Annotated in this window: 27 protein-coding genes and 1 pseudogene; 13 read left to right on the forward strand and 15 right to left on the reverse strand. The window is 66.4% G+C overall.

Annotation, left to right across the window (positions count from 1 at the left end):
- The first annotated feature begins 53 nt into the window (after positions 1-53).
- Both M3C25_RS10205 and M3C25_RS10210 read left to right on the forward strand, forming a co-directional pair.
- On the forward strand, positions 54-704 hold the full coding sequence (locus tag M3C25_RS10205) for a DJ-1/PfpI family protein (RefSeq protein WP_243743552.1): 651 nt from the start codon (positions 54-56) through the stop codon (positions 702-704).
- 25 nt (positions 705-729) lie between these two features.
- On the forward strand, positions 730-1,431 hold the full coding sequence (locus M3C25_RS10210) for an MgtC/SapB family protein (RefSeq protein ID WP_257995196.1): 702 nt from the start codon (positions 730-732) through the stop codon (positions 1,429-1,431).
- Positions 1,432-1,434: 3 nt separating this feature from the next.
- Here the strand turns inward: M3C25_RS10210 and M3C25_RS10215 are convergent, their stop codons facing one another.
- The 3 genes from M3C25_RS10215 to M3C25_RS10225 are packed head-to-tail and all read right to left on the reverse strand — an operon-like array spanning position 1,435 to position 4,370.
- Positions 1,435-1,719 carry a YdeI/OmpD-associated family protein gene (locus M3C25_RS10215; protein ID WP_259856355.1) on the reverse strand — a complete coding sequence of 95 codons (285 nt, stop codon included), beginning with the start codon at positions 1,717-1,719 and terminating at the stop codon, positions 1,435-1,437.
- Positions 1,716-2,243: an RDD family protein gene (locus tag M3C25_RS10220; protein WP_259856357.1), complete on the reverse strand. Its 528-nt coding sequence runs from the start codon at positions 2,241-2,243 to the stop codon at positions 1,716-1,718. Before M3C25_RS10220 ends, M3C25_RS10215 begins: the two co-directional genes overlap by 4 nt.
- Before the next feature lie 12 nt (positions 2,244-2,255).
- The gene (locus tag M3C25_RS10225; protein ID WP_259856359.1) at positions 2,256-4,370 is read right to left on the reverse strand and encodes a BCCT family transporter; all 2,115 of its coding nucleotides are present in this window, start codon (positions 4,368-4,370) and stop codon (positions 2,256-2,258) included.
- Positions 4,371-4,548: 178 nt separating this feature from the next.
- On the opposite strand from M3C25_RS10225, the gene mobA reads away from it, so the two are divergent.
- Positions 4,549-5,157 (forward strand): molybdenum cofactor guanylyltransferase, encoded by a 609-nt coding sequence (gene mobA / locus M3C25_RS10230; RefSeq protein WP_259856361.1) that lies wholly within the window; start codon positions 4,549-4,551, stop codon positions 5,155-5,157.
- Between the two features lie 11 nt (positions 5,158-5,168).
- Here mobA and M3C25_RS10235 read toward each other — a convergent pair whose 3' ends face one another.
- Positions 5,169-6,137, reverse strand: a complete 969-nt coding sequence (locus tag M3C25_RS10235; RefSeq protein ID WP_259856376.1) for a WcbI family polysaccharide biosynthesis putative acetyltransferase — start codon at positions 6,135-6,137, stop codon at positions 5,169-5,171.
- A gap of 148 nt (positions 6,138-6,285) precedes the next feature.
- On the opposite strand from M3C25_RS10235, the gene M3C25_RS10240 reads away from it, so the two are divergent.
- Genes M3C25_RS10240 through M3C25_RS10250 form a run of 3 tightly spaced genes read left to right on the forward strand, consistent with a single transcriptional unit; the run spans position 6,286 to position 9,408 of the window.
- Positions 6,286-6,972, forward strand: coding sequence for a glycosyltransferase (locus tag M3C25_RS10240; RefSeq protein ID WP_259856378.1), 687 nt, complete (start codon positions 6,286-6,288; stop codon positions 6,970-6,972).
- On the forward strand, positions 6,969-7,973 hold the full coding sequence (locus M3C25_RS10245; protein WP_259856380.1) for an acyl-CoA dehydrogenase family protein: 1,005 nt from the start codon (positions 6,969-6,971) through the stop codon (positions 7,971-7,973). Before M3C25_RS10240 ends, M3C25_RS10245 begins: the two co-directional genes overlap by 4 nt.
- The gene (locus M3C25_RS10250; RefSeq protein ID WP_259845155.1) at positions 7,966-9,408 is read left to right on the forward strand and encodes a bifunctional PIG-L family deacetylase/class I SAM-dependent methyltransferase; all 1,443 of its coding nucleotides are present in this window, start codon (positions 7,966-7,968) and stop codon (positions 9,406-9,408) included. The genes M3C25_RS10245 and M3C25_RS10250 overlap by 8 nt, the downstream gene beginning before the upstream one ends.
- Positions 9,409-9,468: 60 nt before the next feature.
- Here M3C25_RS10250 and M3C25_RS10255 read toward each other — a convergent pair whose 3' ends face one another.
- From M3C25_RS10255 to M3C25_RS10270, 4 genes are all read right to left on the reverse strand, one after another.
- Positions 9,469-9,822, reverse strand: coding sequence for a DUF488 domain-containing protein (locus M3C25_RS10255; protein WP_259845156.1), 354 nt, complete (start codon positions 9,820-9,822; stop codon positions 9,469-9,471).
- Between the two features lie 28 nt (positions 9,823-9,850).
- Complete coding sequence (locus tag M3C25_RS10260; protein WP_170274959.1) at positions 9,851-10,789, reverse strand: diacylglycerol/lipid kinase family protein; 939 nt, start codon at positions 10,787-10,789, stop codon at positions 9,851-9,853.
- Between the two features lie 228 nt (positions 10,790-11,017).
- Entirely contained in the window at positions 11,018-11,437 is a 420-nt protein-coding gene (locus M3C25_RS10265; RefSeq protein ID WP_170274958.1) for a type II toxin-antitoxin system VapC family toxin, read from the reverse strand.
- Positions 11,434-11,667 carry a FitA-like ribbon-helix-helix domain-containing protein gene (locus tag M3C25_RS10270; RefSeq protein ID WP_170274957.1) on the reverse strand — a complete coding sequence of 78 codons (234 nt, stop codon included), beginning with the start codon at positions 11,665-11,667 and terminating at the stop codon, positions 11,434-11,436. Before M3C25_RS10270 ends, M3C25_RS10265 begins: the two co-directional genes overlap by 4 nt.
- A 188-nt stretch (positions 11,668-11,855) precedes the next feature.
- Here M3C25_RS10270 and M3C25_RS10275 point away from each other — a divergent pair, with 188 nt between their 5' ends.
- The 3 genes from M3C25_RS10275 (at position 11,856) to M3C25_RS10285 (ending at position 14,345) form a co-directional block, all read left to right on the forward strand.
- A complete protein-coding gene (locus tag M3C25_RS10275; protein ID WP_259845157.1) occupies positions 11,856-13,475 on the forward strand; it encodes a helicase HerA-like domain-containing protein in 1,620 nt (539 codons plus the stop codon).
- Between the two features lie 56 nt (positions 13,476-13,531).
- Positions 13,532-13,654, forward strand: coding sequence for a hypothetical protein (locus tag M3C25_RS10280; protein ID WP_259845159.1), 123 nt, complete (start codon positions 13,532-13,534; stop codon positions 13,652-13,654).
- Between the two features lie 94 nt (positions 13,655-13,748).
- A complete protein-coding gene (locus M3C25_RS10285) occupies positions 13,749-14,345 on the forward strand; it encodes a 1-acyl-sn-glycerol-3-phosphate acyltransferase (RefSeq protein WP_259856382.1) in 597 nt (198 codons plus the stop codon).
- A 170-nt stretch (positions 14,346-14,515) separates the two neighbouring features.
- Here the strand turns inward: M3C25_RS10285 and M3C25_RS10290 are convergent, their stop codons facing one another.
- Positions 14,516-14,986, reverse strand: a complete 471-nt coding sequence (locus M3C25_RS10290) for a PKD domain-containing protein (protein ID WP_259846776.1) — start codon at positions 14,984-14,986, stop codon at positions 14,516-14,518.
- A gap of 398 nt (positions 14,987-15,384) precedes the next feature.
- Positions 15,385-15,966 (reverse strand): hypothetical protein, encoded by a 582-nt coding sequence (locus M3C25_RS10295; RefSeq protein WP_259846773.1) that lies wholly within the window; start codon positions 15,964-15,966, stop codon positions 15,385-15,387.
- Between the two features lie 443 nt (positions 15,967-16,409).
- Here M3C25_RS10295 and M3C25_RS10300 point away from each other — a divergent pair.
- Positions 16,410-17,641 (forward strand): IS3 family transposase gene (locus M3C25_RS10300; protein ID WP_259856384.1). Its coding sequence is split into 2 segments (ribosomal slippage): positions 16,410-16,698 and positions 16,698-17,641, totalling 1,233 coding nucleotides; the frame shifts between segments, so codons are not numbered across the junction.
- Positions 17,642-17,660: 19 nt separating this feature from the next.
- Here M3C25_RS10300 and M3C25_RS10305 read toward each other — a convergent pair.
- Together M3C25_RS10305 and M3C25_RS10310 are read right to left on the reverse strand one after the other, a co-directional pair.
- A complete protein-coding gene (locus M3C25_RS10305; protein WP_259856386.1) occupies positions 17,661-18,338 on the reverse strand; it encodes a DUF429 domain-containing protein in 678 nt (225 codons plus the stop codon).
- A gap of 6 nt (positions 18,339-18,344) precedes the next feature.
- Positions 18,345-20,774, reverse strand: a complete 2,430-nt coding sequence (locus M3C25_RS10310; protein WP_259856398.1) for an ATP-dependent DNA ligase — start codon at positions 20,772-20,774, stop codon at positions 18,345-18,347.
- 30 nt (positions 20,775-20,804) lie between these two features.
- Between M3C25_RS10310 and ku the strand changes: the two genes are divergently transcribed.
- Positions 20,805-21,731, forward strand: coding sequence for a non-homologous end joining protein Ku (gene ku, locus M3C25_RS10315; protein ID WP_170274950.1), 927 nt, complete (start codon positions 20,805-20,807; stop codon positions 21,729-21,731).
- A gap of 56 nt (positions 21,732-21,787) precedes the next feature.
- Entirely contained in the window at positions 21,788-22,357 is a 570-nt protein-coding gene (locus M3C25_RS10320) for a hypothetical protein (protein ID WP_170274949.1), read from the forward strand.
- A gap of 187 nt (positions 22,358-22,544) precedes the next feature.
- Here M3C25_RS10320 and M3C25_RS10325 read toward each other — a convergent pair whose 3' ends face one another.
- The 3 genes and pseudogenes from M3C25_RS10325 to M3C25_RS10330 all read right to left on the reverse strand — a co-directional run bounded on the left by M3C25_RS10325 (position 22,545) and on the right by M3C25_RS10330 (position 25,164).
- Positions 22,545-22,985, reverse strand: coding sequence for a YtoQ family protein (locus M3C25_RS10325; RefSeq protein WP_170274948.1), 441 nt, complete (start codon positions 22,983-22,985; stop codon positions 22,545-22,547).
- A gap of 110 nt (positions 22,986-23,095) precedes the next feature.
- Positions 23,096-23,413, reverse strand: coding sequence for an HXXEE domain-containing protein (locus M3C25_RS13185; RefSeq protein ID WP_375545122.1), 318 nt, complete (start codon positions 23,411-23,413; stop codon positions 23,096-23,098).
- Between the two features lie 191 nt (positions 23,414-23,604).
- A pseudogene (locus tag M3C25_RS10330) lies at positions 23,605-25,164 on the reverse strand (arylsulfotransferase family protein).
- A gap of 397 nt (positions 25,165-25,561) precedes the next feature.
- Between M3C25_RS10330 and M3C25_RS13190 the strand changes: the two are divergent.
- On the forward strand, positions 25,562-25,716 hold a 155-nt coding region (locus tag M3C25_RS13190; protein WP_375545123.1), incomplete at its 3' end, for a transposase.

Raw genomic sequence — 25,716 nt, forward strand, 5'->3', positions numbered from 1 at the left:
TCATGCACACCAGCCGGCGCCGCGCTGGCCCGGCGAGCGCTTAGACTGAAATGGTGAAAAAACGCACTGTCGCCGTCGTCCTGTTCGAGGGGTTCGAACTGCTCGATGTCTTCGGGCCCGTCGAGCTGCTCAGCGTGCTGCCCGATCACTTCACCATCGTCATGCTCGGGCCCACCGGTGAGCCGGTCGTCAGCCATCAGGGCACCCGGATCGTGCCCGACACCGCCTGCACCGCAGCCCCGGCAGCCGATATCGTACTTGTCCCCGGCGGCTTCGGCACGCGCCCGCTTGTCACCGAGGAGGGGTTCCTCACTTGGCTGCGGGACTACTGTGCCGACGCCGAGGTGGTGGCTTCGGTGTGCACCGGATCGGCGCTGCTGGCAGCGGCCGGACTGCTCGATGGGCACCGGGCGACGACGAACAAGCGTGCCTACGCGTGGGCGACGGGCTTCGGCAGCGATGTCGACTGGCAGCCGGTCGCCCGCTGGGTCGAAGACGGCAGCCGCTGGACATCCTCGGGTGTGGCGGCCGGGATGGACATGACCGCAGCCCTCATCGCCGCACTCACCAGCCCCGAGCATGCCCGTGAGGCCTGCGATTTCGTCGAACTCGACGTCCATGCCGACCCGGGCTGGGATCCGTTCGCCGCTCGCAACGGACTCGTTCCCGGCACCGGTGCCCACCGCCTCGGCGACGGCAGCTGACAGAACAGGGAGTGAGGACACCGACGTGGACATTGATCTCCTTCCCGCCGACCTGGGCACCCAGGCCGTGCTGCTGGTGGCCGCCTTCGTGCTCTCGGCGATCATCGGCGTCGAACGCGAGCTGCGGCACAAGAGCGCCGGGGCACGCACGCACATCCTCGTCGGCCTGGGCGCTGCCCTCTTCACGCTCGTGTCGGTCTACGGCTTCGCCTCAGCTGAGGACGTCACCCGCGATCCTGCCCGGATCGCCGCGCAGATCGTCACCGGCATCGGCTTCCTCGGTGCCGGTGTCATCTTCGTGCGCCAGAACATCGTCTCCGGGCTCACGACCGCAGCCAGCATCTGGGTGACCGCTTCGGTCGGGATGGCCTGCGGTGCCGGCATGCCGGCTGTTGCGGCGCTGACGGTCGGACTGTACCTGCTGACCGTGTTCGTCGTGACCTTCGCAGTCAAGCGGATGCGGGATCCGCGCCATTCGCGCTACATCACGATCCGCTACGCTGACGGCCACGGTGTGCTGCGCGACATCCTCGCCACCGCCTCGGAGCTGGGATACGAGGCGGCCCTGACCCACACGCAGCGCCTGCACGGCCGGAAGGGCACGATCATCCAGGCGTCGCTGCGCTTCACCCCCGGCCCGGATCTCAAGTCCGGCACGCTGGTCGAAGAGCTGACCGAACTGCCCGGCGTCTACCGGGTCATCGCCGCCACCGAGGAGAACGACTGAGGTTCAGCTGCCCTGGGCAGCCGGTGGCCTGCCGGTGCGCTCGCGGTGCTTGCAGCCGGGCCAGCAGCACGGCCGGCGCATCCCATCCTCAAGCTCCTCGCGGGTGCGCCGGATGCGGCGCTCACGCGTTGCGGCCTGCTTGGCGTCTTCGACCCAGCAGATGAACTCGTTGCGCGCCAGTGTCGTGATGTCCAGCCACGCCTCACGCGCCTGGGCGTGCGCGGTGAGCTCTGCGCCCAGATCCTCAGGCAGCGGATGGACGGCACCGCCGGGCGGTTCCTGACTCATGGCGTGATTGTACTCCCGGCCGGCACCACCTGGGTGCCGGCGAGCAGGTCGCCGAGATGCCGGCCATCGGCCCGCAGCAGCCCCATGCCGAGGAGGAGGAACAGCAGCGCCGTTCCCGACCAGAGGAAGATGTGGGAGACCGGCTGCTCGAACTCGGTGTAGACCCCGTCGATGATCCCGATGTGGGCCAGCTGCCAGGGCGCGAACTTCACTGCATTGCGCACCAGCGCCCGCCACGGTTCGCGGGTGCGGTAGGCGACCATGAGCCCGGCTCGGCGTTTGCCGATGGTGCCGCAGGGCCGGTGGTAGTCGAGGGCGGAGAAGATGAGCACGATCGGCACCACGGAGGTCAGCGTCGCGATGAGCTGGGTGTGGGTGCTGCTGAACTCCGGCACCCCGCCGAGGACGAGCCGGTAGAGCGCGGCGCTGATGAGGGCGAGCACCGCGAGGTAGCCGAGGATGACGATGTAGTCGGTGAACAGCTCCTTGAGCCGCCGGGCTGGAGGCACCACCTGGCTTGCCATCCTCAGCCGCCCTCAGTCGCCGGTGCGCCGGTGCTCGTCGGCAGCGGCGTCCGCTCCGGACTCGACCCCCGCCTCGGGTGCGGGATCCTCCCCGGTCCCTGCCGCCTCGGTCGCGGATCCGTCACCGGGCTCATCGGGGTAGGGGTCGCCGTTGTGATCCTTGCCGTCGAGGTAGCGTCCGGTGGCGTAGTCGTACGGCACCGGGTTGCCGTCCTCGTCGGTGCGGGCGTACCAGTTGGTGTACTCATCGGCGTGGGAGTCGACCTCAGCGCCGGTGGCGTATTCGCTGCGCGGATCGGTCGGCTCGATGGTGATGGTGAAGTCATCGCCGTAGGTGTCGATGCCGCGCCGGATCGCCTTCTGCAGCGCCCACCGCTCATAGCTCTTGCGGATCGTCTGCGGATCGCTGCGCAGCTCCTTGACCAGGGCCACGCACATGAGCACGAGCACCACGGAGAACGGCAGCGCGGTGACGGTGATGAGGTTCTGCAGGCCGGTGAGCGCGTCCTCACCGCCGACGAGCAGCATGACCACGGCGATGCCTGCCATGCAGACCGCCCAGAACGCGGTGATGAGCTTGTTCGGTTCGGGTTTGCCGCCCTGGGACAGCTGCGAGTTGACCAGGGAGGCCGAGTCCGAGGTGGTGATGAAGAAGACGGCGAGCATGACGATGACGATCGGGGCCATGATCTGCGCGCCGGGAAGCTGGTCGAGGACGACGAAGAAGATCTCCTCGGGTGCCGGCAGCGACGCTGCCGTGCCGTCGGCGGCAATCGAGCCGCGGGTGCGCTGCAGCCAGATCGCGGTGCCGCCGAGGATCGTGAACGCCAGCACGATGATCGTCGAGGGAATGAGCAGCACGCCGAGGATGAACTGGCGGATGGTGCGCCCGCGGGAGATCTTGGCGGTGAACACGCCGACGAACGGCGACCAGCTGACCCACCATGCCCAGTAGAACGTCGTCCACGACGACAGGAACTCCTGCATCTCAGGGCTGTCGGCCATTGAGGCTGAGAGCATCTGGGGCATCGTGTCGAAGTACTGCACGATCATGCCGGGGATGATGTTGATGAGGAAGACCGTCGGTCCGACGACGAAGAAGAACAGCGCCAAGCCTATAGCGAGGAACATGTTGAAGTTCGACAGCCGGCGGATGCCCTTGGCGATGCCGGCGACGGCGGAGATGATCGTGCCGATGGTGAGCACGACGATGATGATGAGCGCCATCCGATTGCCCGTCGGGCCCCAGCCGGTGACGACCTCGACGCCGCGGGCGATCTGCAGGGCGCCGATGCCGAGGCTGGCAGCAGTGCCGAAGAGGGTGGCGATGATCGCCAGGCCGTCGATGATGCGGGCCGGCGCGCTGCGCGAGTCGCCGCCGATGAGCGGCATGAGGATCGAGGACATCAGCGGCACCCGGCCGCGCCGGTAGGACACATAGCCCACGGCCAGGCCGACGATCGCATAGATCGCCCAGGCGCTCACACCCCAGTGCAGGGCGGCCTGGGCCATCGCGCCCTTGATCGCCTCGACGGTGGCCGGTTCATAGGCGCCGGGCCGCGGTGAGAGGTAGTAGGTCATCGGCTCGTAGGGGCCGAAGAAGATGATGCCGATGCCGATGCCGGCGCCGAACAGCATCGCCGCCCACGAGGCGGTCGAGTATTCCGGCTTCTCACCGTCGAGCCCGAGCGGGATGCGCCCGTATGAGGAGAACGCGATGACGAGCAGGAACAGGATCATGCCCACGGCCAGGGTGTTGAAGATCCAGCCGAGGTTGAGCATCGTCCAGTTCAGTGCCGCGGTCGAGACCTCGGTGACCTGTCCGGGGTTGATCATGCCCCAGATGATGAACCCCACGATGAGCGCGCCGACGACGGTGAGGATGACCTTGTCGACCCGGTAGCGGATGCGCTGGTCTTCGACCGACACACCGGGCACCAGCGCCGGGTGGATGTTATGCGGATACGTCAGCTCGTGGAAGAACCGCTGGGCGGCCTTGCGCCGCCCAGTGAGGAAGGAGTCATCGGGCTGATGGGCCAGGTCCGGCCTGCGGGAGGTGACTGCGGGCTTGTGCTGGTCGGGCCGGGTGCTGCTGCCGGTTCGCTGTTCGTGGTGTTGGTCGTCCATCGGATCTCCTCTCCACGCAGCGTCACTGCGCCCTCATCTGCAGTTGGTCAATGTCCTCCAGCCTAGCCCACCGGTGACGCCGGTCACCTGGCCGGCATCCGGTGTTCCCGGTGTGCTCAGCGGTCCGCGCCCGAGGCGGTGGCCGCCGCGGGACGGGCAGCACCCGTAGGCTGATGGTATGGACACGGCGGCGATCATCCTCACCGGTGGGCGTTCGAGCCGCTTCGGCGGCCGGCACACCCCGGGCATCGAGATCGCCGGGAGTCCGGTCATTGCCTCGCTCCTCACCACTGTCGAAGCCGTCGGGGCGGGCGAGATCGTCGTGTGCGGATCGTCTGCCGGGATCGATGCCGGGATGCTCACGCGACTGCTCCTCGTCGACGAGGAGCCGGCCTTCGGCGGGCCGCTGCACGGCATCGGCTGCGCCCTTGCCGCACTGCCGACAGGTGAGAGAATCATCCTGGTGCTGGCCGGTGATATGCCGGCGATCAGCGCGTCTCTGCTCGCCCGGCTGCGCGAGTCTTCCGCGGCCGGGTCTCCGGCTGCTGCCGTCGATCCGAGTGGGCGGGTGCAGTTTCTGTGCGCGGCCTGGCCCGAGGCGGTCCTCCGGGATGCCGTGACCGGCCTAGGGTCCGCTGTCGGCCTTCCGGTCAAGGCGCTCTACCGCGACCGGGAGATCACCCTCATCCCGGCCACCGAGGCCGAGCTCATCGACATCGACACGCCTGCCGATCTCGACCGCGCTGAACAGATCACTGACGCTGAACAGGACGCGGGCGCCGACTGAACCGGCACGGTTCAGGGCAGCAGCGCGTCAAGCCCGAGAATCTCGATGCGCTCCCGGCAGCGCGCAAGTGCCGCCTCGACGAAGCCGGGGCGCTGACAGAACGCCACCTGCTCGGCAGCCACCTGGTCTTCGCTGACCGGCACATCCCAGTCACGTGACTGCCACGCGTCTTCCCGAGCGCCCTCGCGGAGCCCTGCGGCCAGCACCGCTGCCGCCTCCATCCGTACCGGTGCCTCCAGCCCGCCGAGCAGCTCCCGGCCCGGATGCACAGGGGTGACCACCGCCTCGGCGCCGGTGACCTCCGCAGCACGCTGAAGCGTGCGCTCGGCCAGGGCCATCAGCGTTGCAGTGTCCGGGTGGTTGATCGTCGGCCAGTACGGGGCAGCGGCGAGCACATCATCCATGACGACCGTCCCGTGGGCGTCCTGCCGGCGACGCAGCTGGGAGACCGACTCCTCGGCAGCCGCTGTGATCGCCTGCAGGCTCAGCACCGGGGCACCAGCCAGCCAGTCAGCGGCGTCAGCGGGATCGCGGCCGGCGGCAGCGGCGATGATGGTGCGCAGATCCGAGTACGGCACCACCGGCGGGTCGAGGCTCGAATCCAGCGGATCGCGCACAATCGCGTGATACGGGTGCAGCCCGTTGTAGCGCAGGGAGGGGATCCGCACGCTGCCCGCTTCGGGGCGCAGGAGGGCTTCGAGCTGCTCGGTGCCGCACGGCATTCCGCGGTAGTCGGCATGCACCGGCTGGATGACGAGCACATCGATGCCCTCGATGAGCGCCCGAGCCCGGGCGGTGTCATCGGCAGTCCATTCGAAGATCGGCGGGATCCGCATCGTCGTCAGCCACCCGCTGGACTCCAGCAGGATGCGCATCGACTCCGCCTGGCAGTTGCCCACCACAATCGCCTTCGGCCGGTCGTCTGCCCACGGTGCGGGGGCGAGTTCGTAGAACGCTGCGTAGTGCTGTCGTCTGCCCATGGCATCTCCTCAGGTCAGCTCATCATCACCACGGCCGCAGTGCTGCCGGTGACGAAAATGAGCAGGTAGGATCACAGTACAAGGTTCCTTGACGCCCTGGGAATGGTCCGCCCGCTCCTGGGAAAACTGTGGCAGGAGGGATGGACAGGTGACGGACTCCACGCAGCTGCACGTCGTCATCCCCGCCCACAACGAGGAAGCCCTCCTGCCCCGCGCGCTCAATGCCCTCAACGCCTCGGCGGCGGCGGCCGGCTGCCGGCTCGGCGTCCTCGTCGTCGCCGACTCCTGCACCGATGCCACCGCGGCCACCGCCCGCGCCCACGGCGCCGACGTGCTGCCGGTCCGCCTCGGCCGGGTCGGCGCGGCACGGCACGCCGGATTCGCCCACCTGCGCGCCACCGCACCACAGGCCGCCTGGCTGGCCACCACCGACGCCGACAGCGCCGTACCCACCTCGTGGTGCCGCCGCCTCCTCGAGCTCAGCGCCGAAGGCGCCGAACTCATCGCCGGCACCGTCTGCCTCGAACCCCCGGCAGACCCGCACCTCCAGGACACGCTGGGCACCCGCTGGTCGGCCCTGTATGCCACCGGCATCACCCCGGCCGGCCACCGCCACATCCACGGCGCCAACCTGTCCTTCCACCCGCGCACTTACGACGTCCTCGGCGGATTCGCAGCCCTGGCCGTGCACGAGGACGTCGACCTCGTCACCCGCGCTGAGGTCGCCGGCCTTGACGTGCGCTGGCCGCTCGACATCCCCGTCACCACCTCCCGCCGCACCGATGGCCGCTCACCCGGCGGCCTGTCCGACGACCTCAAGGAGCTCATCTCATGACCCAGACCCGCGGCCGGCGCGCCGCCCAGCTCACCGGCCACGCACTCCCCCACCCCGCCAGCGGCGACACCCTCACCCGGTTCGCCACGCTGGCGCGCCTCGCCCGCGCGAACCTCGTCACCGCCCGCTTCATCGAAGCCCACGCCGATGCCCAGGCGATCACCACCGACCTCGGCGCACCCGACCTCGTCGAACCGGGCACACATTGGGGCGTATGGGCGGCTGAGCCGCCGCAGCCGCAGCTCACCGCCGCCGAGGCGGCAGGCGCCTGGTCGCTGACCGGCACCAAACCGTGGTGCTCAGGGGCTGGCATGTGCACTCATGCGCTCGTGACCGCCCGGGAGGAATCCGGGCAGGTGGGGTTCTTCGCCGTCGATCTGCGCCAGGACGGCGTGCGTGCGGTGCCCGAAACGTGGCCTGCTGTCGGAATGGCTGCCAGCGACTCCGGCTGGGTCGAGTTCGACACGGTGCCGGCCCGCCGGCTCGGCAGCCACCGCGACTATCTCGACCGGCCCGGCTTCTGGCACGGCGGTGCTGGAGTCGCAGCCTGCTGGTACGGCGGCGCCCGCGCCGTGGCCGAACCGCTGCTGGCCAAGGCACTGCGTGAGGGCGTCTCCCCGCTCATCGCCGCGCAGGCCGGTGCGGTCGCAGCCGAGCTTGCCGCCGGCTGGGCGCTGCTGGAGTCGACTGCCGCGTTCATCGACGGCGACCCCGGCAACTCCTCAGGGCTGATGATGGCTCGCGCGCTGGCGGTGCGCACCCGCATCGACCGGATGGCAGCTGATGTCATCGAACGCGTCGGCCGGGCACTCGGTGCCGGGCCGCTGTGCGGCGACGGCGAGCACGCGCAGCTGGTGGCCGACCTCAGCGTCTACATCCGCCAGACCCACGCCGAAGCCGACGAGGCCGCCATCCCCGCCCAGATGACCGAACACAGTGATGACACTGCTCCGACTGCAGCCTGGGATCGGCTTCTCGGACTCACCGGCGCCCATGACTGAGCCCACCCCCGCAACCGGTCCCGCAGCCGACGCTGAGTCTGCCGGCGAGCGCACCTTCTCCGGCGCCCAGGTGCCTGCCGCCTCGGGCACGGAGATCGACACCTGCGCCGCCGCGCTGCCCGCCTGGCCGGGAGCCGAGGCGCTGCCGGGACTGCTCATCGTCGCTCCACACCCAGATGATGAGATCGCCGGCGCCGGCGGGCTGTTCGCTGCCGCCCTCGATGCCGGTATCCCGGTCCGCCTGGCTGCGGTCACCGACGGCGAGGGCTCACACCCGCCGGAGGCCATCGATCCGGCCGAGCTCGCCGCCATCCGCCGGGGCGAAACTGACGCGGCCCTGCAGGTTCTCGCTGATGCCGCCGGCTGTCCCCTCCCGCCGGTCACCCGGCTGTCGATCCCCGACGGCGCAGTTGCCGAGCATGAGGAGACGCTTGCCGGGCGGCTGGCTGAACTCCTCGATGAGCTGCCGACCGGCACGTGGATCGCTGCTCCCCTGCGCACCGACGGCCACCCCGATCACGACGCGGCTGGCCGGGCCGCCTTCGCCGCCGCTGCGACCCGTCCGACCTGCCCGGTCGTCGAATATCCGGTGTGGCTGTGGCAGCACACCGCGCCGGCAGACGTGCCCGATGAGCTCGCGGCAGCTGCGGTGCGCCTCGATGTGCCGAAGCGGATGCGCGCATCTCTGTCTGCAGCGCTCGACTGCTTCCGCTCCCAGGTCAGCCTCGACTACGGGGTCGCGGTCGACCGGGATCCGGCCGCCGGGCCTGAGGCGGTGGTGCTGCCGGCGAGGGTGCGGGAGCGGTTGTGCCGGGACAGACAGGTGCTCTTCGCCCATCCTGCGGCCGGTTTCGATGACCTCTACCGGCACGCTGATGACCCGTGGTCGGTCGGCCAGCGGTGGTACGAGCGCAGGCGCGCCGAGCTCATCATGGCGATGCTGCCCAAGCCGCGATTCGACCGGGTCTTCGAACCCGGCTGCTCAATCGGGATGCTGAGCGAGCAGCTCGCTGGCCGCTGTGAGGAGCTCATCTGCGCTGATGTCGTGCCCGCTGCCGTCCATGCCGCCCGGCAGCGGCTGCGCGCCAGCGGTGCCGGCGCCTCGGTCGAGGTGCGCTGCGCCGGGATCGAGGACTGGCCGGCCGGCAGCTTCGACCTCATTGTGATCAGCGAACTGGCCTACTACCTCAGCGACGCGTCATTCCACGGATTCCTCGCCTCGGCGGCGGCGAGCCTGCGCCCGGGCGGGGTGGTGCTCGCCGCGCACTGGCGGCACCCGGTCCCTGGTGGCTTCCGCAGCGCTGAAAGCGCCCATGCGGCACTGGCCGGCATCGACGGGTGGACCCGGCACGCCTCCTACCGGGATGCTGATGTGCTCATCGACGTCATCGGCCCCGATGCCCCGAGTGTTGCGAGCCAGGAGTTCTTCGCCTGAACTGCGTGCTGCCCCGACTGCCGGCTGTCTGACGGCCGGCTGCGGCGATGCAGCCGCAGCTCAGCTCTTCGTGCCGCGTGAGGAGAGGATCTTCTTCATCACGCTCAGGTGGCTGTGCTCGGGGTCCTTCGACGCGGTCAGCAGCACGATGTTCTTCTGCTCGGCCAGCGTGGCGGCGAAGTCGTCGAATTCCTCATTGTCCTTGAGCTCGGCGCGGTAGCGCTTTGCGAATTCGCTGTAGTCTCCGCCGTTGTGGAACCACGTGCGCAGATCATCACTCGGGGCAACGTCCTTGGCCCACCGATCCAGATCCGCGTCCTCCTTGCTGATGCCGCGCGGCCAGAGCCGGTCGAGCAGCACGCGGTAGCCGCCTTCGTTGTCGTCGTAGATGCGTGCAATGGTGATCTCACTCATACATCCATGATGCCCCACACGGAGGCTGTCAGTCGGGCAGACCCTGGATGAGGCGGACAGCCCGGGGCATGACAGCGATCTCCACTTCGGCCCCGTCGTGGCTGCTGGGGAGGATCTCCTCGCCGTCGGCGTAGACCGGCACGCTGCTGGGGACTGTGACCCGGACGCGTTCGACCCGATGCTGCCGCAGCGGTGCCAACAGTCGGTGGGCGCGCAGGTAGATGAGCGGGAAGAGGCCTGCCAGCAGGAGGCGGGGAATCCTGTCGACTGTGCTCATGACGGCGGTCCCGGACCTGGGGTCGGCTGCGGGGGCCAGTGGGATGCCGCCGCCGATCCAGGGCCCGTTCTGCACGCAGATGAGCGTGGCCGTCAGATTCTGAGGCGGCTGGTCGTCGCGCGAGATGCGGAATCGTGCCGGGCGGAATGCTGGGAGTTCGCGCAGGAGCGCCACGAGGTAGCGTCCGGTGACAGGCAGCCGGCGGTAGGTGTTGGCGCGTGCGTTGACGAGCGCGTCGAAGCCGATGTTGGCGGAGTTCGCTACCCATACGTGCGACTGGCCTGAGTCCGGAGTCGTGACCGTCATGTGCAGCGCATCTACCGTGCAGCTGCGCAGCGCACCGTCCCGCAGCGCACCGTCCCGCAGCCCATCGAGCAGCCGGGACAGGCTGCCGACCGGGTCGCCGCGTTCGATCCGGGCGGCGCGGGCGAAATCATTGCCGGTGCCTGCCGGCACGATGCCCAGCGGGATGCCGGTGCCAGCAGTCAGGGCGAAACCGGCGGCCACTGTGCCGTCACCGCCGCAAACGACCACCGCATCGACACCGGCCTCAACCGCCTCGGCCGCGGCATTGAACTGGAGCTGGGCGTCAGCACCGGTCGGAACGAACAGCTCAAGGTCCGCCGCAGCTGCGGCGAGCGCGGTCGCACACCCGGGGTGCCGGTCAGCGGCCAGAGGATTCAGGAGCACGAGGACGCGCCTTGGCGACCTGATGCGGCCCGCTTCTCGGGCATGTGTCCCAGCCTCCACAGAACAGTCTCCTCGCCAGCCTGATCGTCATCGTCGACGGGCGCACATGTGCCCTCAGACTGCCTCCATGATGCCCCAGTGCTCGACAGCCTGCCGGACAGACTGATCTCGTCGCACCCATCCGGCACGACGGCCGCCGAGCCTTCCACCGCCGACTGAGAGAGCTGTTCAGGCTTCCCACGGATTGATCGTGGAGACACCAGTTCCCTGGAAGTCCTTGACGTTGCGCGTTGCGCACGTTGCGAGATGAGTGCGGCAGATCGCCGCGATCTCCGCGTCAGCCATGCTGATGGGAGATCCCGAAGCTTTACGATTGGCGACGAGCTCTGCGTAATGAGATGCAGCGGCGACGTCGAAGGGCAGCACAGCATTGAGCCGCCGGTATTGGTCCAGGACAGCTTCGACACTCTGTGCAAGCTGCGTCTGACGTCTGCCGCCGGGCAGACGGCGAACACCGACCAACAGCTCGGCAGCCGTGATCGCAGTGATCGCAACCTCACCAGACAGCGATTCGAGCCACGCCACCACACGCGGGTTCGGCAGCGGACGGAACAGCTCCGAGATGACGTTCGTGTCTAAGACGATCACGCGAAGTCCACCGAGCGTGCGCGCTCGTCCCTGCTGGGAACGGGAAGCTCATCAACGCCTCCAGCTTCCCGAGCGGCCTGCATCAGTGCCATTCCGATATTCGGTCTGCTGGCCGCCTGCGTCAGAATCTCGCGCACTTCAGCTTCCATGGAGCGCCCGTGCTTCCGCGCCCGCGCAGCCAGGGCGGATTTGACCGATTCCTCGAGTCCTCGCACCACTATCGCAGCCATCACGCATCACCTCCGTTTGATATCACTCATGATATCACCTGTCTGCAGCTGAGAACCAGAGTCAACCAGGCAAGAACCAGAGCCAACGCAGACTCCCGGCCCACGCAGAGAGAACCGCATGGTGTGCTCCTACCGGCCCCTGAAGCGATCGCCGCTGCTGCGCGCGCCTGCTGTGCTTGAATGACCTCATGAGCGACACGCAGGCCCTTGAAGCGATCCGCGCCGGATACACCTTCGACGAACCCGCCATCGACCTCGGCTCCGCCTTTGACGGCGACACCCCCGCCCCTGATGTGCGCGTGCGCATCCCGCTGGCGATGTTCAACCGCCACGGCCTCATCGCCGGTGCCACAGGCACCGGCAAGACGATCACCCTCCAGGTGCTTGCCGAGGCGCTCTCCACTGCCGGCGTTCCCGTGTTCGCAGCCGATCTCAAAGGCGACCTGTCCGGCATGGCGAGCCCCGGTGAGCCGTCCGAGAAGCTCACCGCCCGCACCCAGGCCAACGGCCAGGACTGGCAGCCCGAGGCCTCCCCGGTGACCTTCTACTCCCTCGGCGGAGAGGGCACCGGCATCCCGATGCGTGCGAGCGTCAGCTCCTTCGGACCACTCCTGCTGTCGAAAGTCCTGGGCCTCAACGACACCCAGGAGTCCGTCCTCGGCCTCATCTTCCACTACGCCGACTCCGCAGGCCTGGCGCTGCTCGACCTCTCCGACCTCAAGGCGGTGCTGTCCTTCCTCACCTCCCCGGAGGGCAAGGCGGACCTGAAGGACATCGGCGGAGTCTCCACCGCCTCGGCTGGGGTGATCCTGCGCGCGATCGCGAACCTGGAGATCCAGGGTGCCGACGCGTTCTTCGGCGAACCCGAATACGACATCTCCGACCTGCTGCGCACCCAGGGGGCTGCCGGCACGATCTCGATGCTCGAGCTGCCGGCCGTGCAGAACCGCCCGGCCCTGTTCTCGACCTTCCTCATGTGGCTGCTCGCCGAACTGTTCGAAACCCTGCCCGAGGTGGGTGACGCCGACAAACCCACGCTCGTGTTCTTCTTCGACGAAGCCCACCTGCTGTTCGCCAACGCGTCGAAGGCGTTTCTCGACTCGGTCGCCCAGACGGTGCGTCTCATCCGCTCGAAGGGTGTGGGCGTCTTCTTCGTCACCCAGCAGCCCACCGACGTTCCCGAGGCGGTGCTCGCCCAGCTCGGCTCGCGCATCCAGCATCAGCTGCGCGCCCACACTCCCAAGGAGGCCAAAGCGCTCAAGGAGACGGTGTCGACCTTCCCGACGACTGATGTCGACCTCGGTGCGCTGCTCACCACGCTGGGCACCGGCGAGGCGATCGTAACCGTCATGGATCCTGATGGGGCACCGACACCGGTCGCTGCGACGAAGATCTTCGCCCCGCGCTCGAAGATGGGTCCCAGCGACCCGGCCCTGATGGAACAGCTCGTCGCCGATTCTGTCCTGCAGGCGACCTACGGTGAGCGCATCGACCGGGAATCGGCCCGCGAGATCCTCACCCAGCGCCTGGAAGCCGGTGCTGCCGACGCCGAGGCGGAGGGCACCTCGGGCCCGGAGCCGGCGCCAGGCAGCGGGTCGGATGCCGAACACGATGAGGCTCGGATCCCGCTGCCGGACACCGCAGGGGCGGGCAGAACCAGCCGCAGCCGGTCGACGACGCCCGGCAGACAGGATCGGACGATGCTCGAGCAGGTGGTGAATTCCCGCGAGTTCCGGCAGTTCACCCGCACCGCTGCCCGCGAGATCGCCCGCGGGATCTTCGGCGCCGGCCGCCGCCGTCGGCGCTGAGACGCAACAGCCGAGATCAATCGCGCAGCTCCAGCGAGGCCAAGGACGTCGAGTCGATGCACGTCCATGCCAAGAGTCTCGTCGAGCCTGATATCGCGTTCACCGGCAAGTTCCACGAACCGGCGGGCCACTGGCTGCTCATGCACGAGTCCGAAGGCAACGAATTGTGCATCGTGTGAACCTCCTCGGCACCGGTGCCCGACGCAGCGTGCCAGGCTGCACGCCGGATGGACCGGTGCGCATCGGGGGTCGGGAGTGCTCTACGGTTGAGCTATGCTCCGACGACTCACCGCCCGCGCCTTCTGGCGCTTCAGCCGCTGGACGCTGCGCACCCAGCCGGCACCGACTCAGCCGACGATCCTCATCGGCGCACCCCACACCTCGAACTGGGACTTCATACTCATGCTCTGCATCGCCTGGGAGCTGGGCATCGATGTGCGCTGGATGGGAAAGAAGAGCCTGTTCCGCTCCTGGCGGGGGCCGTTCATGCGCGCCACCGGCGGCATCCCGGTCGACCGCGACAATCCCAGCCGCGTCGTCGCCGAGGTCGTCGAGGCCGCCCGCGCTGGGGAGATCTTCGGGCTCGTCATCACCCCGGACGGCACCCGCAGCGGGCACACCCACTGGAAATCCGGGTTCTACCGCATCGCTCGCGAGACCGGCATGCCGGTGACCCTGGGCTACGTCGATTCGACGACGCACACGACCGGGCTCGGCCCGACCCTGGAGATGACCGGTGATATCGCATCCGATATGGATCGGATCCGCGCCTTCTACGCTGATAAGACCGGCATCCGCCCGCACCGGCAGGTGACACCACGGCTGCGCGATGAGTCCGGCGGGCAGCTCGGTGGGCGCACGGTCGCCTGACCCCGGATCCGAGAAAGCTCTCGACACCGGCGCCGAGCTGGTCCACCCGCTGTGATCAGATGAGTGTGGCGTGCGCCGTTACTTCTGGCGTGACTCCTCGGGACGTGTCGTCAACGCCGGCACTCACATCTGAGGTTCGATGACGATCGCCCAGCGGACCGACGGCGTTCTCATGGGCAGTCTGGACCGCCGGGGTTCTTGGTGCAGTCCTCGTCGACGAGGTAGCGCACGTACCGGTAGATCTCGACTGGCACCGGTGTCGAGGCGATCTCAGCGGTACCGGGGATGTCCTCCCATGCTCCGCCGTCGACACGGAACTGACCGACGTAACTGGTCGTCAGATTGATCGTGTACTCACCGCTTTCCGTGTAGGAATGGCTGATATCGGCGTCGTGTGCGTATCTGGGCTTGCGGCCGGCTGAGGTCGTGGTGGTTGTGTCGCCGTCACCGAAGTTCCATTTGTATTGCGCTGGCGTCACCCGGATCTCGACCGTGTATCCGGCGAGCTCCATCGTCTCTGTCCGCGAGGAATTGTTGCCGGCCCATACGGCTACAGGCTTGTTCACCACACCCCACCCTTCGGGCATGACGAAGATGTCAGACGGTGGGATCGAGGTCTCCCCGACGTCTTCCCATGTCACATCCGGTGGAGGCTCCACATAGAAGTCTGTGTCAGGCGGGCTGTTGCTGTCACGATCCGGCGCCGGCGGCCGCCGGCGCTCACACTGCCTGGCCCGGCTCCCCGGGTCGCCCTCAAGCAACTGGCAGGCCCGAGGCCCGGAATCAGCGTTGTTGTCCCGGCGATCACGATCGGAATTGTCGCCGTTGCGGTTGCCGCCACCCCGGCCCGAACCGTCGCGGTCCTTCTTCGGTGGTGTCCGATCGCGTTTTGGGCCGTTCTTCTTGTTCTTGCACTTGGCTTGAAAGCTGCGATCCCAAGTCTGCCCTTTACACCCACCAGCCTCAGCCGGGGGCACGGCATGTGTGGTCATCAACAGCCCGCAAACTAGAACCATCGTGAGGGCACGCAGAAGTGTGGTCAGCATGTCTCGTCCGTATTCCGCAACTCAGAGAACTTCCATCCACCGTCCTCTTTGGAAACTGTGTAAACAACGATGAACGGGCGTGTGTCCTCGCCAGCTTGCGACTGGCCGGCTTCGTCGACAAGATCAAAAGCGCTGAAATCGACACACGATTGAAATTCAACGTTTCCCTCGCCCGGTTCCGAACCCTGAATCGAGACGTCCGACACCTCGTGGTACTTATGAGTTACGCCACCAACTACCCTCAGCCCATCCTGCTCAAAATCGCGAAAACTGCTGCGATACTCACCCTCAACGTCTCCAGAAGCATACTTGAGTGCACGCTCGGGATTGCTCCCAGAATCAGCACCTACTCGGTTGTACGCGTTGATGAATTTGACCAAGATGGCGTAAGCCTCATCCGCCGCCTTCTTCTCATCCGGCGTTAGGTTCAACTCTGTCTCGTAGGGAGGCTCGGTGAGTTCGGGGCTCGGATCCGCATCGGCGGTGGGTGAAGCAAACGAGGGGGTCGGCTCTGCTTCCTCGGCACCGGTGCACCCACTAGCGACCAGCACAAGCGCACTCAGCGACGCACCCATCACCACGCCTCGTCCTCGGTACCGCATCCTGTCGACTCCTCTTCCGGTTAAACCAAAACTAGGTCACTCATACCTGCGAAGGAACAGCCGAAACGGAACTGTGGACAAGGACCAGTCAGAGCCGCACCGTCTCACGGACCCTGACCAGGACTTGAGAACGGAAGGCACGCATCACCATCCGCATGTGACTTCCATCACGGTAGCAAAATGTTCGGCGACGTGGAACCAGAGGCACGGGCACCCAACGGCACCATCGACCAACCCTCCGGACCTGAAACTCGCTCGTGACATTGCGGTGCCGTACATGCACCACTCACGCGGCCACCGTGCCAAACGGAACGTGGATCCACCCCTCTGTCAGGGCATCTTTCTGCTCTGCCGCTGTCGGCACGTGAACCGTCCTGGGTTTCGTTCCGATCCGCTTGATCTAGGAGGATTGGAATATGGCCAACACGTACAGCCCGCAGTTCAAGGAGCGGGCACTACGAATGATGGACGACCACCGCAGGGTCGAAGAGACCTCGGTCTGGGGCGCTGCCACTGCGACTGGCGAGAAGCTCGGGATCTCCCCGCACACGTTGCGGGGATGGTCGAGACAAGCCCGCCGTGACGCCGGTGTCGAAGAAGGTCCTACGAGTGCGGACCTCGAGGAACTCAAGCGGTTGCGCCGGGAGGTCAAGGAGCTCAAACGCGCGAACGAGATCCTTAAGACCGCGTCAGCGTTTTTCGCCGCGGAACTCGACCGTCCCACGACGAAATGATCCGGTTCATCGACACGTTCCGGGGTCGTTTCGGGGTCGAGTTCATCTGTCGCGTCCTGGGCGCGACGGCACGTGGGTTCATCACCTCCCGTGGCTACCGGGCAGCGAGGTCCCGGACGCCCGCAGCCCGCACCCTCCGCGATGGTCTCCTTGTCGAGGAGGTCAAACGGATCCACGCCGCGAACTACGGCGTCTACGGGGTGCGGAAAATGTGGCACGCGATGCACCGAGCCGGATGGGACATCGGCCGGGACCAGACAGCCCGACTGATGCGTATGGCTGGCGTGACCGGAGTCGTGCGCGGCCGGAATCCGCGCACCACGATGCAAGCTCCGATACCCGATCAGCGTCCGGATTTGGTGATGCGGGACTTCAAAGCTCCGGCGCCGAATCGTCTGTGGGTCGCTGACATCACCTACGTGCGGACCTCGTGTGGGTTCGTGTACACGGCGTTCGTCATCGACGCGTATAGCCGCCGCATCGTCGGGTGGGCGACGAGGTCGTCGATGACGACTGAGGCGCTGTCGCTGGAGGCTTTGGAGCATGCGCTGAACACTGCTCGCGGTGGTGCTGAGCAGCTCGTCCACCACTCCGATAGGGGCTCGCAGTACGTTGCCGTGGCCTACACCGAGCGACTCGCTGACGCGGGTATCCGGCCGTCTGTGGGGAGTGTAGGAGACAGCTATGACAATGCGCTGGCTGAGACAGTCAACGGGCTGTACAAGACTGAGCTGATCTACTCGCAACCGGCATGGGCAGGGCTAACTGAGGTGGAGTTCGCGACGATGAACTGGGTGCACTGGTGGAACACCGGCCGGCTGCATGAAGGGCTCGGCCATCGGACTCCCGCCGAGGTCGAAGCTGAGCACTTTGCAACCGTGGCAAGACAGGTCGATACTTTAACTGCCGTCTAGGAACGAAACCCAGGACGGTTCACACGCGCGTGCGCCCGTCTGCCGCCTCAACGGCAACCAAAGCAGAGATGACCGCATCGAGAGCGTCATCCGATGCCACACAGACCGAATCGTATCCGTTCCAGTCAACTGCGCACCGCCCGTTCAGCCCCGCCACGATGTCCTCCCGCAACCGCACGTCCCGCTTGTAGCCGCGAAACGGAAGCTGCCACACCTTCAACGCTGCCGCCGGGTACGCCTCACACACCCGCCCAGCGCCATCGCGCCGGCAGTCGATGCCGCGGTCGCGCAGGCGCGCCTCGACTGCGGCCCAACGCAGCGCCGGGTACGCGATACGATCGGCGGCCGCACTCAAGGGCGTGAGACCGCACCACTGGTGCACCAGCTGATCCGTCCGGCGCAGCACCATCCCCCGGCGCCACCGCACATCTGCTGCCATAGGCGCCGAGTGCTGCTCCAGTGCATGATCCGCGAGGAAGTCAACGAACCCCACCGGCCAGCCGAAGGGCACATCAATGCCGGCTTTCGAGATCCCACTGATCATCTCGATGAGCTCCTCATCAGCGAGCCCGCAACCGGCGTCTTCCACGACGACCCGGCCCTGCGGTGTGCGCTGCAGCCGGGCGAATCCGGTCCTGCCCGGTTCGGCAGCGAGATCGACACCGGCGAAGACTCCAGCTTCCCACGGCACCGTCACGATGTGTCACACCTCCCACCGCACCTCACCAGGATCCTTGTCCTCACGCCAGCCGCGCCAGGCGGCCTGCCGGACCCGGCCCTGCCGCGTCCGCCCGGCAAGCGCCACCTCGGCGACGAGCGTCGGCCTCACCCACCACGCGTCAGCCTGGTCGTCGGCCGGCACATCGTCGACCGGCGGGGTCTTGCGCTCAAGTTTGCGCAGCTTCGCCTCGATCTCAGCCAGCTGCCGGTCGGTGAATCCCGTGCCGACCCGCCCGGCGTAGCGCAGCTCTCCGTCATCATCAGGTACGGCGACAAGCAGCGAACCGATCCCGCCAGACCGGGCGCCCTTCCCATCCCGGGCACCGATGACGATGACCTCCTGGTGCAGCTGCGTTTTGAGTTTGATCCACGCTGTGCCGCGCTGGCCGGTCAGGTAGACCGAATCGGCGCGCTTGGCGACGACCCCTTCGAGCCCGAGCCTCCGGCTGGCCCTGATCGCCGCCTCCAGTGAACCCTCATGCGCCGGCGGCACGGTGACGTACTCGCCTTCATCAAGCCCCTCGGCGAGGATCTTCCGCCGCTCCCGGTAGGTCTCGCGGATGAGCGAGCGGCCGTTGTGGGCGAGGATGTCGAAGACCATATAGCGCAGCTCAGCGTCGGCCGGCACGTCGTCCTCGCCGCTGAGCATCGCCTGCAGCAGACTGAAGTCCGGCCTCCCGTCCCCGTCGAGCGCTACGAGCTCCCCGTCGAGGATCCCGGTGCCCTCCAGCAGCTCAGTGAGCTCGCCTGCCTGCGGGAACTGCGCGCTCATGTCCTTGCCGTTGCGGCTGGCGAGCACCACTCCCCCGGTGCCGACGCCTGCGAGCATCCGGTAACCGTCCCATTTCATTTCCGCGACCCACGTCTCGCCAGCACCCTTCCCGAGGCGGATGTCGGCCTCCGAGCCCGCGCGGGCGAGCATCGGGGCGGGGATGTCGCTGAGCGCAGGAACGTCGCCGGAGTCCTGGCCACCTGCAGAAGGAGCCGCCTTCTCGCCGCGCTCCCCCGCCTCGGGCGCGGGACCGTTCCCGTCGCCGGGCTGGTCCTTCATCAGCTGCAGCAGCCACGTGTTCTTCCCGTCCATCCCCTTCGTGCGGATGAGTGCGAACCGGCGTGGGATGCCTTTGAGCCCGCCGTCCTCGCGGCCGTGGAGGACGGCGATGATCTCCTTGTCATCACGCCATTTCTCGCGCTCATACGTGCCGGCATCCCAGATGGTGACCTCTCCGGCGCCGTACTCGCCCTTGGCGATCGTGCCCTCGAAGCTACCGTATTCGAGCGGGTGGTCCTCGGTCTGGACGGCCAACCGGTTGACGTTGTGCTTCAGCGGCACGCCCTTGGGCACCGCCCAGCTGACGAGCACTCCGGAGTGCTCCAGCCGGAAGTCCCAGTGCAGGCTGCTGGCGTGGTGCTCCTGGATGACGAAGCTCGGGGCCTCCACTTTCGAGGTGTCGGCTGGCCTGTGTGCCGGAACCGGTTCGCTGGTCTTGGCGGCGTCGCGCATCGACCGGTAGCTCTCCAACCGGTCAGCACCGAGGTCCGCAATTGGGTCCAGACCCTCCTCAACGCGTGCGATGACGTCCTCGAACTCCAGCTGCGCAAGGTCCGGGTCGGCCAGTTCATCCCAAGTGCGCGGGGCGGCGACGGTGGGGCGCAGACGACCGCGCAGCGAGTAGGGGCTCACAGTGGTCTTCGAGGCGCTGTTCTGACTCCAGTCGAGGAAGACCCTGCCGGTGCGGTCGGTCTTCTTCATCGTCGAGACGACCTCATCGGGGTGGTCAGCTTCGAGTGCGCGGGCGAGTTCGTGGGCGACGTCGGAGATCTGCTCGGAGTTGTGCCGACCGTCAAGAGCGGCGTAGAGGTGGATGCCCTTCGAACCTGAGGTCACCGGGTAGGTCGGCATGCCCATGTCCTCGAGGATCTCCCGGCACCAGGCGGCGACGGTGGCGCAGTCGGTGAGGTCGGTTCCCGGGCCGGGGTCGAGGTCGAGGACGAGGCGGTCGGGGTTGCGCGGCTGGCCGTTGCGGCCGAAGCGCCACTGCGGGGTGTGCAGCTCGAGGGCTGCGACCTGGCCGAACCACGCAAGTACGGCCGGTTCCTCGGCCACCGGATAGGTGTTGGTGCCGCTCTTGTGCTTGATCGTGCCGGTGGGGATCCAGTCCGGGGCCGAGTCCTCCAAGTCTTTGCGGAAGAAGGCATGTCCCGCCTCGGCGGCGGTGCCGACCCCGTCAACCCAGCGTTTGCGGGTGACCGGCCGGCCGGTGATCTGCGGGATGAGGACGTCAGCGACGGTGAGGTAATAGCGGATGACGTCGGCCTTCGTGGTGCCGGTCTCCGGGTAGAGGACCTTGTCGAGATTGGAGACGGTGAGCGTGCGGTCTCCGACCTGGAACTTCTTGCGAGCTGGCGCCATCGTGGTCCCTTTCTGCGTAGAATCCATGCTATGCGAGCAATATGGACCGGCGCCATCACCTTCGGGCTCGTGAACGTTCCCGTCAAGGCCTACAGCGCCACGGAGAATCACGACGTGTCCTTCCACCAGGTCCACGACGCCGATGGCGGGCGGATCCGCTATGAGCGGCGCTGCGAGGTCTGCGGTGAGAAGGTCGAGTACAAGGACATCGACAAGGCCTACGAGTCCGGTGACGACACCGTCATCGTCACTGATGATGACTTCGAGGCGCTGCCGGAGAGTGACAACGACGAGATCGAGGTCGTGCAGTTCGTCCCGACCGAGCAGATCGATCCGATCATGCTCGACCGCACCTACTACCTGGAGCCTGCAGCGAAGTCGCCGAAGTCGTATCTGCTGCTGCGCCAGGCGCTGGAGGACAGTGACCGGACCGCGGTGGTGACGTATTCGCTGCGGCAGAAGACCCGGCTGGGTGTCTTGCGAGTGCGCGGGAAGGTGCTCGTGCTGCAGGGCATGCTGTGGGCCGATGAGGTCCGCAGCGTCGACTTCAAAGGCGTGAAGTCGAAGGCGAAGATCAGCAGCAAGGAGAAGGAGCTCGCCGGCGCTCTGGTCGAGCAGTTCGCCTCGGACTTCACCCCCGAGGAGTTCGAGGACGACTACCAGGTCGAGCTGCGCAAGCTCATCGACGCCAAGCTGGAAGCCGGTGACACCCTCGACACCGAGGCGACCTTCGGTGAGACACCTGACGAAGCCGGTGAGGCCGACGGCGATGACGCGGACGTCGTCGATCTGATGGAGGCGCTGAAATCCTCGCTGGACCGCAGGCGCGACGGGTCGAAGCAGAAGTCGGGCGGGTCCTCGAGCGGCAAGAAGGCCGGTGGCAAGAAATCAGACGAAAAGAAGTCGGGCGGGAAGAAGTCTTCGAAGAAGAAGTCGGATTCGGCGAAGAGCGCATAAGCTTCTGATTCGGCGCGATCGCCCTTCCGCGCCGGCAGAAATCCGATAATGGCATCATGACGGACTTTGCACTGCAGCCACCGCAGCCGGCTCCTCTGCGAGGAGACGAACCATTCGACGGAATCGATGCAACGGTTCTCGACTTCTGGCGATACGCGCTGTCGAACTTGAGGGTGAACAACGTGCGCGGATACATCGCCGAGTTCCTCGTCTCTCGCGCGGTCGGCGCTGTCGGATCTCGAATCGAGTGGGACGCCTACGATGTGGTCACACCTGAGGGAACCACAATCGAAGTCAAAACATCCGCCTATGTCCAGGCATGGGAACAGCGCACAATCTCACGCATCAGCTTCAGCGGCTTGAAACGACGCATTTGGGACACCGCCTCCGGTCTGAGTCGCGAACAGACATACAACGCCGATATCTACGTGTTCGCAGTGCACACTGCACAGACGCACGAAGAGTACGACGCGCTCGCCGTCTCGCAATGGAAGTTCTACGTACTGCCCCGCCGCATCCTGCGGAAGCTCGGCTATTCGTCTATCAGCCTGCCGACGCTCGAACGGCACGCTGGTCAGGCCGTGCAGTACTCCGGCCTAGCCGAGGCGATCAGAACTACGGTCTGAGAACAGACCTGCCGGCGCCGCTTCCCACGGGCGACGCTAGCAGGAGCCTCGGGGCAGCGAACGGGGAAGCTGGCGCGATCGACAGACGGATAGACCGCGAAACCGGATTCGGTTTCAGTGAGGACCATGTCCTCACCTCCACGCCTCGGGCGAGTGAAAGCCCGCCCCAACCGCTGTGATAGAGCTCTTAGGCGTTGAGCACGTAGCGCAGAGTCTCGACGACCTGATCAGTCGTCTTGCACCAGGCTTGGGCACCGGCGTCCACTTCCTTGAGCGCATGGACGGTGTCTTCGTCGTGCAAGGTGATGTACGGGGTGCCCAGCGCCGCACAGTACCCGGCTTCGAAGGCGGCGTTCCACTGCTTGTACTTGTCGCCGAAGCGCACAACGACCATATCGCTGTTCTCGATGAGGGTGCGGGTGCGGATGGCATTGACCTTGGCTGACTGGTGATCGCGCCAGAACTGGCTGGGCGTCTCACCCAGATGGTCGCCGGCTGCATCGCTTGCGGGGTGATCGGTCACCGGTGCGGTGAACACGACGTCCAGACCGGCGGCCTCGGCACCTCGTTCGATCTCGTCCCGCCAGTCAGTGTGGATCTCGCCGGAAAGATAGACATTGAAGCTCATCGCTGCCTCCTGTAGAGAAATGCAGTATCCGTCAGCATCTTCAACCCTATCTCAGCGATGCGGTGGCCGGGTGGCTGAGAGCACCGGTCACAGTGTTGCGCAGAAGGAGATCACTTCCTCGAATCTGCGAACCGGGCGAGGACGTGGCAAGCGGTAGCTGCTGGCACCAGGATCGCGATGCCTGCTGCTGTGTCTCGCACGCTGATGTCGAGGCCGCAGCGTGCCAACTCCCTGCGAGCGTTGACTGTTCCCGGCAACATCACCAACACGGCTGAGACCACACCTGCGGTGTATCCGCGCTGGAGGATTGATGCGAGCAGATGTGTTCCCACGTGGGCTTCGAGCCCAGCAGCGACCGCCCGGTAGAAGCGAGAATCACCCGATTCTGCAACTCCTCGTGCGCATGCCGCCGGTGCCAGCAGCCCCATGAGACCAACAGCGATCTAAGACTGGCGCGGGGTCATACGCAGCTGCTGGATTCCAGTCTGAGCGGCAAGGCGCTCACAGGTCGCCGGAAACGCGAGTGCTTCCTCGACATCGTGCAGGAGCCACGCGCTGAACAGCGCTGCTGGCCCTTTCCACTTCACACCGCACCTCCAGCTCACGGCTGGTCTTCCGTCTACTGTGCCAGTCCTTCGCCCTCGGGCTGGACTGCCGCGCTGCCGATCGGGTCACCGTCGGCATTGAGTGCTTCGACAACGATGTGTTCGAACGACTGCGGTGACTCCCCCGAGCCCTCATCAGCATCATCGTCGCCGTTTCCGTCCGCGCCCTCCGGCAGTTCGATCGCCGTCTCAAAGCCAGTGCGCTCACTGGTGGCGACCTCGGAAAGCGTGGACGAATCGGCACCGACCAGCACGCGCCATGACTCGACTTCTGTCGCACCGTTCCAGCTGACATAGACACTCGTGACGCCATCCTCTGTCCGCGCGACGGCTGCGGGCGGTGCCGTGGGTGTCGCCGTCCACTCGTGGAAGTACGCGCGATAGTTCGAGTCAGCTGCCACGGTCCAGTCGCCGAGAACCTCCCCGTCCTGGGCGTACAGCGTCCATGACGGTAGGGCACCCCAGCCCAGCACGACGCGTCCGTTGGCCAGCTCCTGGAACGAGCCCTGGTTGGCTGCGATCCGATCAACTGGCGGCAGATACTCGGTGATGATCTCGATGGTCATCTCGTCGGTGTCGACGTCGAGGCGCAGCCCGCGCGAAGAGTCACCGCGTGTGGGTGCTGACTGGTTGTCGAACATCGTGATCGAGCCGTCAGCCTGACGTTCGATGTCATGCTGCCATGCGAAGTAAACGCCGTCACCAAGCTCGAAGTCGGACTCAGGCCCGCCGGCTGTCCAGTTCACCTCGCCGGATTCCCTGTCGAGGTTGTAGAAGGCGTGTGTGTTGCGCGCATTCACCAGCAGCGAACCGTCGTCATCGACGGTGGCGGAATTGCCGTGGAAGTAGTCGAAGGGCTTCTCCTCGGTTCCCGCGTCGTCTTCGAACTCGCGCTGGGTTTCGGTGACGGGGATATGGTCGAGTGAGCTCCAGTCGAACAGGACCTCGCCGGTTTCGAGGTCGATCTCCTGAACGACGCCGTCCCAGACTCAGCCGTCCGTCTCACCTCCGAACGCGGTGAGATCAGTCTGCTTCGGAACATAGGCGAGCACCAGCAGCGTGCCCTCCTCCGTCACCGTCGTCTCATGGAGATCGACCATGCGATGCGGCAGGTCCCCGCCGGTGCCCACACGGGCGATCTGCTCATACGAGTCATCGAGAATGACAACCTCTCCTTCGGCCAGCGGGGTATCGACCGTTCCCTCCCACCACGTGAGGACTTCCTGGCCCTGGTAGTCCTGGACGCGCAGATCCCACCCTGCGGTGTCGCCGTCCGGGTCGGAATCTTCCTCGATCCATACGGGCTCCCCGGCGCCGTCGACGATGAGCCGGCCGGACCAGATGCCTGTCTCCTGTGACTTCGGGCCGAGGAAGACATACTGGTCGATACCATTGACGCTCAGATCGAGAGGCTCACCCTCGATAGGCGGGGCGGTGAGGTCCGGGCGGCTCACATATTCCCTCAGCTCCACTGATGCGCTGTCCTCGCCATCCGTGCAGCCTGTCAGCGCTAGGGCGATGATCGATGCGGCCCCGATGGTTATGCGCGACCGGTGACGTGACGACGGGGTCATGAGATGTGCTTAGCTCCTCAGCACGCGCAGGGGAGGCGCGGCGTTCAGTGTGGCCGGCCTCAGGCATCGTTCCCGGCAGCGTTAAGTCCCCTACGACAACGCGCGACTGGTGGCACGGCACTGTGATCATGGACGTCTCAACAGGAGTATAGGTCGCATCCGTAAGGATCTGTGGGCAAAGACCTTTGACGTGCGTCGTTCTCGAACGAGCTCCATCAGATCGCCACCATGCAGATTCACGTGCCCCTGCAACGCCCTGGTCTGCAAAGTGCTGCCGGGATGTCCAGCAGGAATGGAACCGTGCCGATCCGCACTCGCAACCCACCGTCGAGACCTGTGAATCGCCCCGGGGATAATAGAGGCAGGGAGATTGGAAGAAGGAGATTCTCTCTTGCCAGTGAAATACACCGACGAACTTAAGGCTCGTGCCGTAGAGCTTGTCATCCATGCTCAGGCCGATCCGGAGACCGCGAACGGAGCCATCACCCGTGTCGCGAACGAACTCGGCCTTAGCAAAGAGACCTTGCGAGTCTGGGTGCGTAAGCACAAGGA

Origin of the sequence: Brevibacterium luteolum (assembly GCF_025147615.1) — a bacterium.
Lineage (GTDB): Bacteria > Actinomycetota > Actinomycetes > Actinomycetales > Brevibacteriaceae > Brevibacterium > Brevibacterium luteolum.

Coding starts and splice junctions, on each gene's coding strand:
- M3C25_RS10215 (WP_259856355.1), bottom strand. CDS start 1,719: ATGAGTCAGGAACCGCCCGGCGGTGCCGTCCATCCGCTGCCTGAGGAT.
- M3C25_RS10220 (WP_259856357.1), bottom strand. CDS start 2,243: ATGGCAAGCCAGGTGGTGCCTCCAGCCCGGCGGCTCAAGGAGCTGTTC.
- M3C25_RS10225 (WP_259856359.1), bottom strand. CDS start 4,370: ATGGACGACCAACACCACGAACAGCGAACCGGCAGCAGCACCCGGCCC.
- mobA (WP_259856361.1), top strand. CDS start 4,549: ATGGACACGGCGGCGATCATCCTCACCGGTGGGCGTTCGAGCCGCTTC.
- M3C25_RS10235 (WP_259856376.1), bottom strand. CDS start 6,137: ATGGGCAGACGACAGCACTACGCAGCGTTCTACGAACTCGCCCCCGCA.
- M3C25_RS10245 (WP_259856380.1), top strand. CDS start 6,969: ATGACCCAGACCCGCGGCCGGCGCGCCGCCCAGCTCACCGGCCACGCA.
- M3C25_RS10250 (WP_259845155.1), top strand. CDS start 7,966: ATGACTGAGCCCACCCCCGCAACCGGTCCCGCAGCCGACGCTGAGTCT.
- M3C25_RS10255 (WP_259845156.1), bottom strand. CDS start 9,822: ATGAGTGAGATCACCATTGCACGCATCTACGACGACAACGAAGGCGGC.
- M3C25_RS10270 (WP_170274957.1), bottom strand. CDS start 11,667: ATGGCTGCGATAGTGGTGCGAGGACTCGAGGAATCGGTCAAATCCGCC.
- M3C25_RS10275 (WP_259845157.1), top strand. CDS start 11,856: ATGAGCGACACGCAGGCCCTTGAAGCGATCCGCGCCGGATACACCTTC.
- M3C25_RS10280 (WP_259845159.1), top strand. CDS start 13,532: ATGCACGTCCATGCCAAGAGTCTCGTCGAGCCTGATATCGCGTTCACC.
- M3C25_RS10285 (WP_259856382.1), top strand. CDS start 13,749: ATGCTCCGACGACTCACCGCCCGCGCCTTCTGGCGCTTCAGCCGCTGG.
- M3C25_RS10295 (WP_259846773.1), bottom strand. CDS start 15,966: ATGGGTGCGTCGCTGAGTGCGCTTGTGCTGGTCGCTAGTGGGTGCACC.
- M3C25_RS10310 (WP_259856398.1), bottom strand. CDS start 20,774: ATGGCGCCAGCTCGCAAGAAGTTCCAGGTCGGAGACCGCACGCTCACC.
- ku (WP_170274950.1), top strand. CDS start 20,805: ATGCGAGCAATATGGACCGGCGCCATCACCTTCGGGCTCGTGAACGTT.
- M3C25_RS10320 (WP_170274949.1), top strand. CDS start 21,788: ATGACGGACTTTGCACTGCAGCCACCGCAGCCGGCTCCTCTGCGAGGA.
- M3C25_RS10325 (WP_170274948.1), bottom strand. CDS start 22,985: ATGAGCTTCAATGTCTATCTTTCCGGCGAGATCCACACTGACTGGCGG.
- M3C25_RS13185 (WP_375545122.1), bottom strand. CDS start 23,413: ATGGGGCTGCTGGCACCGGCGGCATGCGCACGAGGAGTTGCAGAATCG.